The organism is Patulibacter medicamentivorans (assembly GCF_000240225.1).
GTDB lineage: Bacteria > Actinomycetota > Thermoleophilia > Solirubrobacterales > Solirubrobacteraceae > Patulibacter > Patulibacter medicamentivorans.
In genome coordinates this window covers 1-15118 of record NZ_AGUD01000084.1, presented here as the reverse complement: position 1 = coordinate 15118, position 15118 = coordinate 1, and the positions used below count along the sequence as shown (strand labels likewise).

At 74.7% G+C, this 15118-nt stretch carries 16 protein-coding genes; 8 read left to right on the top strand and 8 right to left on the bottom strand.

Translation table 11 applies throughout. The features are described 5' to 3' along the window. Nucleotides 1–17 precede the first annotated feature (17 nt). On the bottom strand, nucleotides 18–989 hold the full coding sequence (locus PAI11_RS07845; RefSeq protein WP_007572741.1) for a carbon-nitrogen hydrolase family protein: 972 nt from the start codon (nucleotides 987–989) through the stop codon (nucleotides 18–20). 112 nt (nucleotides 990–1101) lie between these two features. On the opposite strand from PAI11_RS07845, the gene PAI11_RS07840 reads away from it, so the two are divergent. After that, the gene (locus PAI11_RS07840; protein ID WP_007572739.1) at nucleotides 1102–1731 is read left to right on the top strand and encodes a TetR/AcrR family transcriptional regulator; all 630 of its coding nucleotides are present in this window, start codon (nucleotides 1102–1104) and stop codon (nucleotides 1729–1731) included. 25 nt (nucleotides 1732–1756) lie between these two features. Here PAI11_RS07840 and PAI11_RS07835 read toward each other — a convergent pair whose 3' ends face one another. From PAI11_RS07835 to PAI11_RS27785, 4 genes are all read right to left on the bottom strand, one after another. Beyond that, a complete protein-coding gene (locus PAI11_RS07835; RefSeq protein WP_007572736.1) occupies nucleotides 1757–2335 on the bottom strand; it encodes a hypothetical protein in 579 nt (192 codons plus the stop codon). Nucleotides 2336–2561: 226 nt separating this feature from the next. After that, the gene (locus PAI11_RS07830; RefSeq protein WP_007572734.1) at nucleotides 2562–3557 is read right to left on the bottom strand and encodes an NAD(P)H-dependent flavin oxidoreductase; all 996 of its coding nucleotides are present in this window, start codon (nucleotides 3555–3557) and stop codon (nucleotides 2562–2564) included. Between the two features lie 109 nt (nucleotides 3558–3666). Beyond that, nucleotides 3667–4290, bottom strand: coding sequence for a GTP cyclohydrolase I (folE, locus tag PAI11_RS07825; protein WP_007572732.1), 624 nt, complete (start codon nucleotides 4288–4290; stop codon nucleotides 3667–3669). Continuing rightward, nucleotides 4287–4748 (bottom strand): hypothetical protein, encoded by a 462-nt coding sequence (locus PAI11_RS27785; RefSeq protein WP_007572730.1) that lies wholly within the window; start codon nucleotides 4746–4748, stop codon nucleotides 4287–4289. Before PAI11_RS27785 ends, folE begins: the two co-directional genes overlap by 4 nt. Nucleotides 4749–4845: 97 nt before the next feature. Between PAI11_RS27785 and PAI11_RS07815 the strand changes: the two genes are divergently transcribed. The 4 genes from PAI11_RS07815 to PAI11_RS07800 all read left to right on the top strand — a co-directional run bounded on the left by PAI11_RS07815 (nucleotide 4846) and on the right by PAI11_RS07800 (nucleotide 7767). Then, nucleotides 4846–5532 (top strand): helix-turn-helix transcriptional regulator, encoded by a 687-nt coding sequence (locus PAI11_RS07815; protein WP_007572728.1) that lies wholly within the window; start codon nucleotides 4846–4848, stop codon nucleotides 5530–5532. A gap of 48 nt (nucleotides 5533–5580) precedes the next feature. After that, complete coding sequence (locus PAI11_RS07810; protein WP_007572726.1) at nucleotides 5581–6033, top strand: GNAT family N-acetyltransferase; 453 nt, start codon at nucleotides 5581–5583, stop codon at nucleotides 6031–6033. A gap of 65 nt (nucleotides 6034–6098) precedes the next feature. Beyond that, complete coding sequence (locus PAI11_RS07805; RefSeq protein WP_007572724.1) at nucleotides 6099–6773, top strand: TetR/AcrR family transcriptional regulator; 675 nt, start codon at nucleotides 6099–6101, stop codon at nucleotides 6771–6773. 100 nt (nucleotides 6774–6873) lie between these two features. Then, entirely contained in the window at nucleotides 6874–7767 is an 894-nt protein-coding gene (locus PAI11_RS07800) for a lipase family protein (RefSeq protein ID WP_007572721.1), read from the top strand. 48 nt (nucleotides 7768–7815) lie between these two features. Here the strand turns inward: PAI11_RS07800 and cls are convergent, their stop codons facing one another. Then, the gene (gene cls / locus PAI11_RS07795) at nucleotides 7816–9279 is read right to left on the bottom strand and encodes a cardiolipin synthase (protein WP_007572719.1); all 1464 of its coding nucleotides are present in this window, start codon (nucleotides 9277–9279) and stop codon (nucleotides 7816–7818) included. A 75-nt stretch (nucleotides 9280–9354) separates the two neighbouring features. On the opposite strand from cls, the gene PAI11_RS07790 reads away from it, so the two are divergent. Beyond that, nucleotides 9355–10230 (top strand): DUF5718 family protein, encoded by an 876-nt coding sequence (locus PAI11_RS07790; protein ID WP_007572718.1) that lies wholly within the window; start codon nucleotides 9355–9357, stop codon nucleotides 10228–10230. A 54-nt stretch (nucleotides 10231–10284) separates the two neighbouring features. On the opposite strand, the gene PAI11_RS07785 is transcribed toward PAI11_RS07790, so the two are convergent. Continuing rightward, entirely contained in the window at nucleotides 10285–11394 is a 1110-nt protein-coding gene (locus PAI11_RS07785) for an alpha/beta hydrolase (protein WP_007572716.1), read from the bottom strand. 146 nt (nucleotides 11395–11540) lie between these two features. Next, nucleotides 11541–12293, bottom strand: a complete 753-nt coding sequence (locus tag PAI11_RS07780) for a TetR/AcrR family transcriptional regulator (protein ID WP_007572714.1) — start codon at nucleotides 12291–12293, stop codon at nucleotides 11541–11543. Between the two features lie 48 nt (nucleotides 12294–12341). Between PAI11_RS07780 and PAI11_RS07775 the strand changes: the two genes are divergently transcribed. Beyond that, on the top strand, nucleotides 12342–13964 hold the full coding sequence (locus PAI11_RS07775) for an NAD(P)/FAD-dependent oxidoreductase (RefSeq protein WP_086000327.1): 1623 nt from the start codon (nucleotides 12342–12344) through the stop codon (nucleotides 13962–13964). Further along, a complete protein-coding gene (locus PAI11_RS07770; protein WP_007572710.1) occupies nucleotides 13961–15004 on the top strand; it encodes a carbon-nitrogen hydrolase family protein in 1044 nt (347 codons plus the stop codon). The genes PAI11_RS07775 and PAI11_RS07770 overlap by 4 nt, the downstream gene beginning before the upstream one ends. Nucleotides 15005–15118: the final 114 nt, after the last annotated feature.

Here is a 15118-nt window from a genome sequence, read left to right as displayed (position 1 = left end):
CCGCCGGGCCGCGCGGCTCACGCCCGGCCCCCGGCCACGGCCGCGCGATCGAGTCGCCGGCGGTGCTCGCGCCAGTACTGGGCCCGGCCGAGCGGGTTCTGGTACGCCCAGGCGGCCGCGGCGATCGCCCCGCGCCGCTGCAGCCAGAAGCCGTCCGGGAGCGCCCGCGGCGTCCGTCGCCGCAGGCGCACGTCGGCGACCGCGACGCCCGGACCCTCGTCGCGCCGGCGGATCGCCAGCACGCTGCCGTCCGCGTCGTAGATCGCCGCGCCGCCGGCGTAGCGCCCATGGTAGGTGACGCCGGCCAGCGGCCAGGGGCAGTTGAAGCTTCCCGCGTGCGCGGCGTGGACGACCGGGGCTCCGACGTAGGGCGCGAACCGCGCCGGCGCGTCGACCGCGCGACGGTGGTTGGCGGCCTCCAGCGACCGGAACAGCGCGCGCGGCGGCCACGGCGGGATGCTCCACCAGCCCGAGCCGCCGACCACCAGGTCGACCCGGCCGGCGAGCCGCTCGGCGGTCTGGCAGCGCATCAGCTCCCAGCAGAGGGCGACGCCGACGGCCGTGCCGCTGGCGTCGAACCGGCCCGGATCGCCGCCGCCGACGTAGAGCGCGCTCTCCCACATCGTCGGCAGGTCCTTGTCGTGGCGCCCGACGAGGGTGCCGTCGGGCCTGTAGAGCAGGAAGGCGTTGCGGACGTGGCCGTCGGCGTCGCGGACCAGCGTCGATCCTCCGACGTGGGCCCCGTGACGGGTGGCCAGATCACGCAGCAGCCGCGTCGGCGCCCCGTCGTGCGACGGCGCGGCGTCCCGCAGCTCGGGCCGGTTGGCGACGCCGGTCGAGAAGAACTCCGGCAGCACGATCCAGCTCGCGCCCTGGGCCGCGGCGTCGCCGGCGAGCGCCTCGGCCATCGCCAGGTTCGCGTCGACGTTGCCGACCTCGGCCTCCATCTGGAGCGCCGCCGCGCGGATCGTCGTCGTCCCGTTCGCCATCCCGTCCCTTCCCGTTGTAGTCCTACTCGAAACTGAGCGCAACTATAATCATGGCCGTGGCCACGTCAACCGCGAGACCGGCGAGGCGCTCGGCCGGCGTAGACTCGCGACGGTGACCGAGCAGGCTCCGACCCGCGGGCAGCGCCGCAAGGCGCGCACGGCCCGGGCGATCCTCGAGGCGGCCAGCGAGCTGTTCTTCCTGCGCGGGATGGCGCGGACCACGATCGACGAGATCGCCGAGCGGGCCGACGTCTCGGTCGGGTCGGTGTACTTCCACTTCCGCTCGAAGGAGGGCGTCTACCTGGCGCTGGTCGAGGAGGCCCTCGACGTCAACGAGCGCTACATGCGCGACGTGCCCGACGAGCCCTCGCCGCTGCGGCGCGTGCTCGACGCCGGCGAGGCCTACCTGCGCTTCCACCTGGAGCGGCCGGACGCCTTCCGGCTGGTCGCGCTGCGGATCCTCGAGCCGACCGTCGACGCCGGCCTGAGCGCGGTCGAGCAGCGGATCGCCGACCGCGTCGAGCGGCTGGTCGGTGCGGTCGGCGACGACCTCCAGGCCGCGATCGACGCGGGCGAGATCCGCCCGATCGCCGCCGAGGACGGGATGCGGTTCCTGTGGGGCGCGTGGAACGGCGTGATCGCGCTGAGCCTGCGCCAGGACCGGTTGCGGCTGACCGACGAGCAGGTCCGCTCGGCGCTCGACGAGGGCCGGGCGATCGTCGAGCGCGGCCTCGCCGTCTGAGCGGGCGAGGCCGCCCGCGACGTCGTCAGTCGAGCATCTCGGTGGCGAGCAGGTAGACCGGCGTCAGCAGCCCGAGCGCGGACGCCAGCTCGCCGGGAACCGCCATCCGGTCGCCGGCACCGACCTCGATCGCGGCCGCGACGTGACGCAGCGCCAGCCGCGGCACGTCGCCGAGCTCGGCGCAGCCCGCGGTCTGCCGGTCGGCTCCGTGGGCCACCACCAGGCTGGCCTCTCGGGCCGCCACGTCGCGCCACGGCCCGGGCGCGTAGCCGACCTCGGCCGCGTGCGTCTGGAGCGCCTGCCAGATCAGCCGCACCGCCCCCGCCGTGGTCTGGCGGACGATCCGCAGGACGGGCGGCGGCGGCTCCTCGAGCGCCACGTACTCCGCGGCGACGGTCAGGTTGACCAGGTGCCCGAGCGACGCGCACAGCAGCGAGAGCGTCGACCGCCGCCGCTCGATCGTCTCGTCCTGGACCGTGACGTCGATCCCGAGCGCGATCGCGTACAGCAGGCCGCGCCCGGCGTCGGCCTCGGTGAGCGGAGCGATCCGGGCGAAGGGGCGGACGGCGGCGAGCGAGTGGGACCGGGCATCGGGGACGCGCATGCCCTTCTGTCGCAGGTTCCGCCGAAGTCCCCCCTCCCCACCTCGAAGCGCCCGCCGTCGGCGAGGCCGGTGTGCCCGGCACATGCGCGAGCGGTCGTGCTGGACCTCGCGCCGGGGCGCAGCCTGGTCGAGAACCCGGTCACCCCAGAGGCCCACCAGGGCGCGACCAGACGCAACCCGAGCCCTCGCCCCAAGGGACTTCCAGCCAGGGCCTTGCGAGGCCCCGCTACCCCGACGCCAGCGCCCGCACCACCTCGGCCGCCGGCCGCACGTCGCCGATCCGCCCAACGCCCTGCCCGGCGTAGAGCGCGGTCGCGCGGAGGATCCGATCGGGACCGCCGCCGGCGACCGGCGGACCCGGCGTGAGGACCGGGATCGTCGGGTGCTGGACCCTCGCCGCCAGCTCCATCACGGTCAGCGGCAGGACCCGCCCGAGCGGCCCGCTGGCCGCGCTCAGCAGCCGCACCGCGCGCGGCCCACGGGGATCCCGGCGACACCAGCGGTCGGTCGCCGCGTTCACCAGCACCCGGTGGCGCATCGGCCAGCCGAAGCCGAAGAGCAGCGTGTCGACGGTCCGCGATCCGTCGATCAGCGCCCGCTTGTAGCCGGGGTGGGCGCGGGACTCCTCAGTGGCCAGGAAGCGGGTGCCGACGACGGCGGCGTCGGCACCCTCGGCCAGCACCCGGGCGACATCGGCGCCGTCGACGATCCCGCCGGCGGCCAGCACCGGCGTCCGGTCGGGGACCTCGTCACGGACCGCGCGCAGGGCCGCCCTCAGCGGCAGGGCCGCGTAGGTGTGGCCTCCCGCCTCGAGCCCCTGGACGATCAGCCCGTCGACCCCGTCGGCGAGTGCTCGCCGGGCCTCGGTCGCGGTCCCGACCTGCTGCAGGACGACGATCCCCGCCGCCCGCAGCGTCGCCACGACGCGCGGGGCGAAGCCGCCGTGCAGCACCACGACCGTCACGCCGGACTCGACGCAGGCGCGGACGTGAGCCCTGCGCAGGAACGGCAGCAGTAGGTTGGCCGCGACCGGGCGACCGGCGGCGAGCGCCCGGGCCGCGCGCAGCTCGGCCGAGAACGCCCGCGGCGGCATGATCCCGACGGTCCCGAGGCCGCCCGCGGCCGAGACCGCCGCGGCCAGCGGCGCGGTCGACAGCCCGCCGCCCATCCCGGCCTGGACGACCGGGTGCTCGAGGCCGATCCGCTCCGCCCAGCTGCTCATCGCCCCAGCCTAGGGCCGCGGGAACGTCGTCGGGCGGGGCGCGCGACACCGCGTTCGGCCGCCGGCGGTGGCGCCCGCACGGCGCGCGACCGGGCTCGACGCCGCAGCCTCATCGACCACCGCGATCCGCCACCCGCGCGCGGAACTCCGCGCCCACGTCGGGGTCGTCGCGGATCGCCCCGCGGCGGGCGAGCGTCGTTGTCGCGGCGCCCCGCGCGCCGACGCCGCGCAGCGTCATGCAGAGGTGCTCGGCCTCGAGCGCGACCCCGACGCCGACCGGCGCCAGCTCGTCCTGCAGCCAGTCTGCGACCTGCGCGGTCAGCCGCTCCTGCGTCTGGAGCCCGCTCGAGAACCACTCGACCACCCGCGCCAGCTTGCTGAGACCGACGATCCGCTCCCCGGGCACGTAGCCGACGTGGGCCACGCCATGGAACGGCAGCAGATGGTGCATGCAGAGCGACCGGAAGGGGATGTCGTGGACCACCACCAGCTCGTCGTAGCCCTCGTCGTTCGGGAACGTCGTCGCGTCGAAGGGCCGTGGCGTCAGCAGCTGGCCGAAGGCCGCCGCAACCCGCCGCGGGGTCTGGCGCAGCGCCTCCTCGTCGCCTGCGGGATCGGCGCCGAGCGCCCGCAGCAGCTCGGCCGTCGCCCGCTCGGCCCGAGCCAGGTCGATCCCCTCCTCCGTCCGCTCGCCGCGCGCCGGAAGCGCCGCCAGATCCTGCGACCCGCTCACCGCTCGCGTCCCGGGGAGCGCGGCCGGTCGTAGTGCCAGGCGAGCCGCGTCAGGGTCAGCGCCGCCAGCAGCAGGCCGACGTCGCGCAGCGCGATGTCGTAGTAGCCCGACAGCGTCAGGTAGTTGACGATGATCCCCGCGAGCCAGGCCGCCACCAGCGGCGCCCCGTAGCGGGGGCGGATCGCCACGGCGACGCCGGCGACGATCTCGATCACGCCGACCAGGTGCATCGCGTCCGAGCCGTCGCCGGGCAGCAGGTCGTTGAGCCATGGGGCCAGGTAGATCGGCCAGTCGACGAGGACGTCGAGGAACTTGTCGAGGCCGAAGGCGATCGGCGCGACGGCGAACGCCAGCCGCAGCATCAGGAACGCCTGGTAGCCGGCGTCGCGGGCGACGGCGGAGGACGCCGGAAGCGCGCGCGGCTGCGGGAGGGGATCGGCGGGAAGGTCGATGGACACGGGAAGGCTCCGTTCTAAAACAAGTTGATCTTAGTTTAAGAACAGGGAACTCCCTCGCCGCTCGAATGTCAAGAGTCATTGGCGATAGAATCGGGCGATGGACGATCCCGGGCTCGACGCGATTGCCGCGCTCGGCGGGCTGGCGGACCCCGTGCGCCGCCGGCTCTACGAGGCCGTCGCCGGCTCCCCCACGCCGATCGGCCGCGGCGAGGCGGCCGACGCCGCCGGGATCACCCGGACGCTGGCCGCCTACCACCTCGATCGACTGGCCAAGGACGGCCTGCTGGTCGTCTCCTATGCCCGCCGCTCCGGCCGCTCCGGCCCCGGCGCCGGACGCCCGGCGAAGCTCTACGCCCGCGCCGAGGCGGAGTTCGCCGCGACCGCCCCGCCGCGCGACTACGGGCTGGCGGCGCTGCTGCTGGCCGAGGCCGCCGCGGGCGACGCCACCGGCACCACCGGGCGGGCGCTGCGGGCCGCGGCCGAGCAGCTCGGCCGCGAGCTCGCCGACGCCGATCCCGCTCCGGCGACGGTCGAGGACGCGCTGCGCTCGCGCGGCTACGAGCCCTACGACGACGACGGGACGCTGCGGCTGCGCAACTGCCCGTTCCACGCCGCCGCCCAGCGCCACCCCGATGTCGTCTGCGCGATGAACCTGGCGCTGCTCGACGGCCTGGCGAGCGGCCTGGCGTGCCCGGCGCAGCCGCAGCTGGACCCAGGGCCCGACCGCTGCTGCGTGGCGATCCCGGCAGCGGACCGGACGCTGCGTCGCGGGTCGCGACGCTAGACGGAGCGTCCCCTGGGCGCGCGGCCCGCCGCCCGCGAGACTGCTCGCATGAGCCATCCGATCCGCCCCCTCGCCGACCGCGACCGCGCAGCCTGGGACGTGCTCTGGGCGGGCTACCTGGACTTCTACCGCCGCGAGCTCCCGTCCTCGGTGACCGACGAGAGCTTCCGGCGCCTCTGCGGCCAGGAGGGGATGTTCGCGTTCGTCGCCGTGGACGAGGCCGACCGCCCGATCGGCCTGGTCCACGCGCTGCTCCACCCCTCGACCTGGAGCACCGGCGGCTCCTGCTACCTCGAGGACCTGTTCGTGGCGCCCGAGGTCCGCGGCGGGGACGTCGGGCGGCGCCTGATCGAGGCCGTGGCGGAGGAGGCCCGCAAGCGCGGCGCGACCCGGCTGCACTGGCGGACCCAGCAGTTCAACGGCCGCGCCCGCAGCCTCTACGACCAGGTCGCGCGGCTGTCGTCGATGGTGATCTACGAGCGCGACCTGACCGCGAGCTGAGCGGCGGCGGCCCCGCCGCGCGGGGTGGCAGAGTCTGGCGCGAGATGGAGCCTCGCCGACAACGGATGCGCGGTGCCGATCGCCGCGAGCAGCTGCTCGACGTGACGCTGCACCTGGTCGCCAGCGACGGCGCCCACGCGCTGTCGATCGACCGCGTGGCCCGCGAGGCCGGGGTCGCGCGGACCGTCGTCTACGCGCATTTCGACTCGCTCGACGCCCTGGCCGACGCGCTGATCACCCGCAGCGAGCAGCGGGCGGTCCAGCGCGTCGCGGCCCTCGTCCCGGCGGCCGCGATCCGCAGCGCATCGCTGTCCGGCATCGACGTCGACCGGCTGCTGCTCGACGGGCTCCGCGGGCTGTTCTCGGAGCTGGCCCGCGACCCGGACATGTGGCACGTCGTCTTCCTGGCGCCGGAGGGGCTGCCGCCGCGGTTCGCCGCCCGGCTCGACGCCGGGCGCGAGCTGGTGGCGAGCCTGCTGGAGCCGGTCGTCGCCCGCGGGCTCGAGCGGCGCGGGCTGGGCGCGCTCGACAGCGACGTGATCACCCGGATGCTGCAGGCGGTGATCCGCGAGGGCGCCCGGCTGCACCTGCGTGACCCGGCGACCTACCCCGTCGAGCGCCTGCTGGGCCAGATCGAGGCCTTCCTCACCGCGGTCCGCCCCGCCGGCAAGGTACATCGCCGTACAGAGGACGATCCCGAGCCGCGATCAGGCATCAGGGCTGATCGTGACCCGACTTGACGGGGCACTCCGCGGCGTTAACATACGCGACTGTACATAGTCGCCCGGCGACCGGACGTGGCCGCTCTCGCGACGCCCACGTCCCAGGAGGAGCAGCACCATGTCCGTGTTCCCACGGCTGCGCCGCGCGTTGATCGCCGGCGCTGCCCTCGCCTGCCTCGGCGCGGCGGTCCCGGCCGTCGCCAACGCCGATCCGCCGACGCTCGAGCGCGCCCGCGGCGACTGGATGACCGACGTCAACAACCGGCAGTGCGACCGGCCCGGCGTCCAGCACGTGATCTACCTGCCCGGATTCATCGCCTTCGGCAACGACGACACCGAGACGATCTCGCGCACCAACGCGGTCGTCGGCTGGACCATCAACAGCGCCCCGCGGCCCTGCGTCTGGGTCTACCGCTACTCGCACCCGCTCGTCGGCGGCAGCGTCGGGCTCGGCGCCCTGGCCGAGTCGGCGGCCGGCCTCGGCCGGCTCATGGACGAGCGCGGCATCCCCGGCAAGGTCGACCTGATCGGCTACTCCGAGGGCGGGCAGGTGGCCAACTACGCCGTGCTCCACTGGCTCGCCGATCGCGTCCGCCACCAGGTCGGCCTGGCCGGCCTCGTGCGGCCGATCGTCGACATCCACGACTACCCGTTCCCGCCGCCGTTCCAGAACATCCCGGTCGGCAGCGGGCGGATCAACCTCTTCACGGTCGGCGTGATGCCGCCGGGCGGGTTCTACTTCCAGGACCTCGTCAGCCAGGGGTACTGGCGGGAGGCGCTCCCGGGCACCACCAACGGCGAGGACGGTCGCGACAACGACTCGCAGGTCTGCTACTACGACCAGGTCGGCAGCCGCGACCAGTTCTTCGGCGAGGGCGCTCGCGGCGTGGGCGCGATGCACAAGGGCGCGCGAGGCTGGGCGCCGCTCTACATCCCCGGCGTCGACCACGGGATCGTCAACGACGTGCCGGCGATCCAGCGCGCGCTGGACTTCCTGAGCACCCCCTGCTGATCGACCGGCGGCGGGCGGGCTCGTCCGGAGCCCGCCCGCCGGCCGGCCCTACTGCAGCGCCGAGGTCAGCCGCGCCAGGTTGTCGACGATCCGGCTCGGCCACGGGCGGCCACGGTGCTCGGCCAGCGTCAGCTCCCGGCTGACGCTGCGGTAGTGGTCCTCGACCGCCCGCAGCTGGTCGGCGAACTCGCGGCCGGAGACCATCAGCGACAGCTCCATGTTGAGGCCGAACGAGCGCATGTCCATGTTCGACGAGCCGACCACCGAGACGTCCTCGTCGACCGTCAGGTGCTTGGCGTGGAGGATGTACGGCGCCGGGTAGCGGTGGATCCGCACGCCGGACCGCAGCAGCGGCTCGTAGTAGGAGCGCTGCGCGTGGAAGACCAGCGGCTGGTCGCCGATCTCGGAGACGAACAGCTCGACGTCGAGCCCGCGCTCGGCCGCGGTCGTGACCGCGTGCATCAGCGACTCGTCGGGCACGAAGTACGGGCTGGTGATGCTGACCCGGCGCTGGGCGTTGTAGATCAGCGAGTTGAAGAGCTTGAGGTTGTTGTCGTCGTCGAACCCGGGCCCGCTCGGCACGACCTGGCATTCGAGGGTCGTCGCGGCGTGGGCCGGGTCGGCGTCGGTGATCTCCAGCTCCAGCTGCTCGCCGCCCTCGCTGTGCCAGTCGGTGACGAAGACCGCGTCGATCCCGGCGACGATCGGCCCCCGCACCCGCGCCATCAGCTCCTGCCACTGGAGGCCGCGGCGGCGGTTCGCGCGCTTGTTGTAGCTGCGGTCGATCAGGTTCTGCGAGCCGACGAAGGCGACGTCGCCGTCGACCACCAGCAGCTTGCGGTGGTTGCGCAGGTCGGGCCGCTGGTAGCGCCCGCGCAGCGGCTGGACCGGCAGCATCGGCCGCCAGTCGACGCCGCTCGATCGCAGCCGCCGCAGCGTCCGCCGGTAGTGGGGCGTGCGCAGCGATCCGATGTGGTCGTAGAGCACCCGCACGGTCACGCCGCGGGCGACCGCCGCCTCCAGCGCGTCGAAGAACGGCGCCGTCGTCGCGTCGGCGCTGACGATGTAGAACTCGCAGTGGATCGTGTCCCGGGCGGCGGCGACCGCGTCGGTCATCGCCTGCAGCGACTCGCCGTAGTCCTCGATCAGGTCGGCGGTGTTGCCGGTCACCAGCGGCATCGCCCCGAGGTTGCGGTTCAGCCGCACGACCGACGCCAGCCACGACGGACCGGGGTCGATCGCCGGCACCTCGCCCATCCCCGCCGTCCGCTCCAGGATCAGCCGGTTGGCCTCGCGCTGGCGGCGGCGGCGGTGCGCGGGCAGCTTCGGGTTGCCGATCAGCAGGAACGCGATCACCCCGATGTACGGGATCAGGAAGATCGCCATCAGCCACGCCATCGCCGACTCCGGCCGGCGGTTGACCGGGACGATCACGATCGCCGCGATCCGCACCGCCAGGCCGATCAGGTCCAGGGCGAGGGTGCCGTGGAGGAGGAGGCCGAACAGATCCACGCGGCAACGCTATCCGTCGTCGGCGGAAGGGCCCTGGTCGACCGCCGGCGATCGCGCTTCCCTAACCTCCCGCCGGTGATCGATCTGCCGCTCGACGACCTCCGCGCGACCTTCGGGTTCGGGGTCGCCGGGAACTTCGCCGGCCACCTCGAGCAGGCCGGCGAGGCCGGCGACTTCGTCAACGTGGCCGCCGCGGCCGAGGCCCCGAAGGGGATCTTCCCGTGGTTCGTCCCCGGCCCGGACGACGGCCGGGTCCCGGCCTTCCTGCGCGCCTTCCCGCTGTCCAACGACGCGATCGCCAAGCCCGGGTCGAGCGAGCCGGTCAACCTCCAGATCGAGCCCGAGGTCGGGCTGCTGGCGCGGGTCCGCTACGCGGCCGACGGTGCCGTCGACGCGCTCGAGCCGCAGGCGATCGCCGCCTTCAACGACTGCTCGATCCGCCGCCCGGGCGCGTCGAAGATCAGCGAGAAGAAGAACTGGGGCACGGACTCCAAGGGCGTCGCCGCCCGCGGCTTCGCGGTCGAGGACCTCTCGCCCGACGGCCCGACGGCGCGCTTCCGGCTGGCGAGCTTCCTGCGCCGCGGCGAGCGGGTCGACGCCTACGGGCTCGACAGTCCGCTGCCGGAGTACAGCTACTACGGGCAGCAGCTGCTGGACTGGATCGTCGACCGCCTGGCCCACCAGGTCGGATCGCCGGAGACGCCGCTGGAGCCGGTCGGCGCCTACCTGCGCGCCGGGCGGCCCGAGCAGGTCCTGGTCGGGATCGGCGCCACCCGCTACGCGCCGTTCGGCGAGACGACGTTCCTGCGGGACGGGGACGACTCGATCGTGATCGTCTACGACGGCGGCGTCCACGCTCCCGAGCAGGTTCTCGCCGCCGTCCGCTCCGGCGACGAGGATCGCCTCGCCGCCGCCTCGGTCCTGCGCCAGCACGTGCGCGACCGGGCCTGAGGGCCGCGTCCGGACGCGGCGGGCCGACTGGCCGCCCTCACGCTCCGGCCGCGCTCAGGCCCCGTGCGCCCGCAGCCAGCGGTCCATCGCCGCCAGGAACGCCTCGTGAGTCCGGCCGAGCGTGACCGCGTGGCCGGTGTCCGGCAGCTCGACCAGCGACACGTCGTGGGCGAGCGGGAACGCGGTCGCCGCCTGCAGCCGGTTCGTCGGCGGCGTGAAGAGCGCGTCGTCGGCGCCGGAGATCACGAGCACCGGCGAGGTGATCCCGAGCCGGGTGCCGACGTGGTCGACGACCAGCGACTGCAGCGCCGACAGCAGGTCGCCGCAGCTGTCGAGGTTGCGGCGGGCCAGCACGATCGCGGCGACCGCCGGGTCGATGTCGTGGAAGTGCCCGGCCGCGAAGTCGCCGGCGGTGCGGCCGAACGCCGCGTAGCCGGGCGCGCCGCTGCCGCCGTTGGCCCGTCGCGGGGCGAGCAGGCAGTCGGCCCCGGCCGTCAGGAAGGTCGTCAGGGCGCGCGGCGAGGGGATGTCGGTGTAGCCGATCACGGCGATCGCGTCGGCGCTGCGGAAGGAGTACTGGGTGATCTGGGTGATGAAGCCGCCGAGCGAGTGGCCGGCCAGCACCACCCGCGAGAACGACGGCCGCGGCGCGGTCGTCTCGTAGCGACCGGCGCGCAGCGCCCGCACCATCTGGTCGGCCATGTCGGCCTGCGCCGGGATGCAGGTCGCGTTGCCGTTGGGCAGGTCGCCCTGGGCGGGGTTGCCGAGCCGGTCGACGACCACCGACGCGTGGCCGGCGCGCGCCTGCTCGTAGGCGTAGTCGTAGCCCGGCGCCCCGTCGAAGCGGAAGAACAGCGAGCCGGAGTAGCCGAGCCCGTGCAGGTAGAGCGTGACCGCGGGGGCGCCGTCCTCGAGCACCGCGCGCGGCGCGACGAGCGTGCCCCGGACCGCGTAGCTGCGGTTGTCCGGCGCTCCGAGGCAGGGGATCGCCGTCCGGTTGCGGTTGACGACCCGGAAGCTGATCGGGACGTCGACGATGTCGGTGGCGGCCGCGGCGCCGCGCGGCGCCGCGGCCGGCGTCGCGGCGCCGGCCCCCGCCGCCGGGCCGAGCGTCAGCAGCACGATCGCCATCGTCACGATCCGGCGCATCCGGGCGTAGCCCATGGGATCCCCTCGCTCCTGTCCGGCGTGCCGGCGGACGGCCGGCGCGCATCGATCCACACGACCGTAGCCGCCGGTCGCCCCGCGAGCATGGGCGCGCGGCCGTGGCTTCCACCGCGGGCGGTGTGCCCGTGGCACAGTCGCGCCGGTCAGGCCGGGTCGGGCGGCGAGTCGACCCGCACCAGCCGCGCCTTCGCGTCGCCGGCGGCGTCGCGGGCGGCCGGGGCGACCAGGCCCTCGAGCACGAGCCGGCGCCCGGTCTGGATGCAGGCGGCGACCTCGTCGTCGCTCAACGCCATCCGGTCGGGCCGCAGGCTGAGCGCGATCACGCCGTTCCAGGCGCCCCACAGGAACCGCGACAGCTGGCGGGCGTCGAGCGGGCGGGCCTCGCCGCTGTCGATCGCCGCCTGGATCTGCTGGCGGAAGCGCTCGATCAGCTGCTCGATCCGGTCGGAGATCCGCGCCCGCACGGCGTCGTCCTCGATCGGCGCGGTCTCGACGCCGTCGAAGGCCAGGAAGCGGAAGGCGCCGGGATGCTCGAGGTGGAAGCGCAGGTAGGTGTCGCCGGCGGCCAGCACCTGCTCCAGCGGCGTGCGGTCGTCGGTGTAGGCCTGCGCCATGTAGGCGGCGAACAGCTCGACCGAGCGCTCGGCGAGCGCGTGGTACAGGCCGTCCTTGCTGCCGAAGTGGCTGTAGATCGATCCGATCGCGACGTCGGCGGCCTCGGCGACGTCCTCGACCTTGGTGCCCCGATAGCCGTCGACGCGGAACGCCCGCTCGGCGGCGTCGAGGATCGCCGCGCGGGTCCGCGCGGCACGCCGCTCGCCGCGTGCCGGCCGTCGCGCCGAGGGCGCGAGCGCGCCGTCGACCGCGCGCTCGGCTTCAGTTGAAATCGGGTTCATAGGTGAATTCACTTGCAACTATAGACGGCCGGTGGTTATGGTCGCGCCATGGGAGAGCATGATGTCGTGATCGTCGGCGCGCGGCTGGCGGGAACCACCGCGGCCGCCGAACTGGCCCGCCGCGGCCGCAACGTGGTGGTCCTGGACCGGTCGCGGTTCCCGTCGGACACCCTCTCGACCCACGTGCTGTTCGGCGGCGGGATCGACGAGCTGCGCCACATGGGCGCCTACGACCGGATCGCCGCCCTCGACCCGTCGTACATGCGCACGCTGTCGATCCACTTCGGCGACGAGGTGGCGGTCCACGAGCGCTGGGGCGCCTGCGGCCAGGCGGACTACGTCTGGTGCATCCCGCGCCCGCTGCAGGACGCGGCGCTGGTCGAGACCGCCCGCGAGCACGGCGCCGACATCCGCGAGGGCTGCGAGGTGCTCGACGTGCTCTGGCGCGGCGGCCGCGCGGCCGGGGTCCGCTACAAGGACGCCGACGGCGAGGTCCGCGAGCTGCAGGCGAAGCTGGTGATCGGCGCTGACGGCCGCCGCTCGACGATCGCCGCCCGCGTCGGGGCCTGGACGCCCTACCGCGCGTCGAAGAACGGACGCGGCCTGGTGTTCCGCTACATCGACGACCCGCAGGTCGACACGCCGCTCAACGAGACGCTCTCGCAGTGGCGGGACGGCAACTCGTTCTGCATGGTCTTCCCGAGCGCCCCGCGACCGCGGACGATCGCGCTGGTGATGGGCCCGGCCGCCGACGTCGCCCGCGCCCGCAAGGACCCCGAGGGCGTCTGGGACGAGTTCCTGCGCCGCCACCCCGGGTTCGCCGAGCGGATCGCCGGGGCGACCAACATCGGCAAGCTGCGCTCGACCGCCGACGTGCCGGCCTACTTCCGCTCCAGCAGCGGTCCCGGCTGGGCGCTGGCGGGCGACGCCGGGCACTTCAAGGACCCCGTGATCGGCAACGGCCAGCGCGACGCGCTGTGGATGGGCCGCTCGCTCGGCGAGGCGGCGGCGCCGGTCCTCGACGACCCGGCCGCGCTCGACGCCGCGCTGCGGCGCTGGGAGCAGGCGCGCGATGACGAGTGCCTGTCCGCCTACCACTTCGCGAACGGCGAGACGCGGATCCAGCCGCAGCTGCGGGCGCTGATCGAGGTCGCCCACCGCTCGCCCGGCACCGGCGAGCCGGATCTGGGGGACCTCTTCCAGCGGGTCCGCACGCAGCAGGACGTGCTGCCCGTGTCGCGGCTCCTGCGCGCGACCGTCGGCGCGATCCGCCGCCGACCGCGAGAGGCCGGCGCGATCCTGCGCGAGTCGCTCCCCGAGCTGCGGACCGACCTGGCGGTGCGGGCCGAGATCCGCGCCCGACGCTTCCGCTCGACGCGGACGATCGTCGGCTCGGAGCATCCCGGGTGGTCGTGGCCGGCGGTGCCGCCGCGGCGCGACCTGGCGGCGACCGGCGCGGCGTCCGCCGACGCCTCCGGCTCGACCGCGCCCGACGCGACGCCGACCGGCGACGCCAAGCCCGCCGCGGCCGCCCGCTCGCGCGCCCGCCGCCCGGCCGGCGCCGCCAAGAGGACCGCCGCGACCGCTCCCGAGCGCGCCGCCGCCACCCCGTCGACCCCGTCGACCACGTCGACCCCGACCCCGACCACCGAGACCCAGGTGCCCGCATGAGCCCCCGCCAGCCGATCCGCGTCGCCGCCGTCCAGCCGCACCTCGAGCTGGGCGCGGTCGAGTCCAACCTGCTGCGGATCGAGGACCTGATCCGTGACGCCCACCGCGAGCACGACCCGCAGGTGATCGTCGTGCCCGAGGCGATGACCTCGCCGAACGTCTTCCACGACAAGCTGCGCGGCGTCGCCCGGCCGGTCGACGGCGCGCCGTTCCAGCTCCTGACGCGGCTCTCGCGCGAGCTCGACTGCGTGATCGGCGGCGGCTTCCTGGCCCGCCGCGGCGACGACGCCTACGGGACCTTCGTGCTGGCCGAGCCCGACGGCAGCGCCCACCTGCACGACAAGGACATCCCGACCGCCTGGGAGAACAACTACTACCGCGGCGGCGACGACGAGGGCCGGTTCCACTGCGCGACCCTCGGGCTCGACGTCGGGCTCTGCTCCGGCTGGGAGTGGATGCGCTACCGGACCTCGCGCCGGCTGCGCGGGGTCGACCTGGTGCTCGGTGGGATGTGCTGGCCGTCGTTCCCGCTCAACTGGCCCGGGCCGCTGCGCCGCTGGGTCGACCGCGAGCACGCGGTCTGGCGCCAGGGCTCGCGCGAGCTGCCGCGCCAGGTCGCGCGGCTGGTCGGCGCGCCGGTCGTCCACGCCGCCCACGTCGGGCCGGTCGAGTCGCAGACCCCGCTGGCGCCGTCGATCCCGTGGAAGACGGAGATGATCGGCGAGACCCAGATCTGCGACGCCGACGGCACGATCCGCGCCCGCCTGACGCTCGAGGACGGCGAGGGCCACATCGGCGCCGAGATCACGCCCGGATCGGTCGCCCCGCTCGACCCGCTCTCCGATCGCTTCTGGATCCCGCTGGTGACTCCGTCGACCTACGCCGCCTGGTACGCGATGAACGCGCACGGGCGGATCGTCTACCGCTGGCGCAAGGCCCGGGGGCTCCACGAGTGGCAGTCGTGGCCGGCCGGCGACCTCCCCGACGAGCTGGGACCGGTCGCCGACGACCAGGCCCAGCACTTCGCGACGACGGCCTGAGGAGGCGGCCGGGGCGCGAGGCCGCCGGATGTGACGTTCCGGTCGCCGACCGACCGGAACGTCCCAGCCACTCGCCCGATCAGCTGCCGGCCGGCCGGCAGCGATCGGCCAGCC

Coding starts and splice junctions, on each gene's coding strand:
- PAI11_RS07845 (WP_007572741.1), bottom strand. CDS start 989: ATGGCGAACGGGACGACGACGATCCGCGCGGCGGCGCTCCAGATGGAG.
- PAI11_RS07835 (WP_007572736.1), bottom strand. CDS start 2,335: ATGCGCGTCCCCGATGCCCGGTCCCACTCGCTCGCCGCCGTCCGCCCC.
- PAI11_RS07830 (WP_007572734.1), bottom strand. CDS start 3,557: ATGAGCAGCTGGGCGGAGCGGATCGGCCTCGAGCACCCGGTCGTCCAG.
- PAI11_RS07815 (WP_007572728.1), top strand. CDS start 4,846: ATGGACGATCCCGGGCTCGACGCGATTGCCGCGCTCGGCGGGCTGGCG.
- PAI11_RS07810 (WP_007572726.1), top strand. CDS start 5,581: ATGAGCCATCCGATCCGCCCCCTCGCCGACCGCGACCGCGCAGCCTGG.
- PAI11_RS07805 (WP_007572724.1), top strand. CDS start 6,099: ATGCGCGGTGCCGATCGCCGCGAGCAGCTGCTCGACGTGACGCTGCAC.
- PAI11_RS07800 (WP_007572721.1), top strand. CDS start 6,874: ATGTCCGTGTTCCCACGGCTGCGCCGCGCGTTGATCGCCGGCGCTGCC.
- PAI11_RS07785 (WP_007572716.1), bottom strand. CDS start 11,394: ATGGGCTACGCCCGGATGCGCCGGATCGTGACGATGGCGATCGTGCTG.
- PAI11_RS07780 (WP_007572714.1), bottom strand. CDS start 12,293: ATGAACCCGATTTCAACTGAAGCCGAGCGCGCGGTCGACGGCGCGCTC.
- PAI11_RS07775 (WP_086000327.1), top strand. CDS start 12,342: ATGGGAGAGCATGATGTCGTGATCGTCGGCGCGCGGCTGGCGGGAACC.
- PAI11_RS07770 (WP_007572710.1), top strand. CDS start 13,961: ATGAGCCCCCGCCAGCCGATCCGCGTCGCCGCCGTCCAGCCGCACCTC.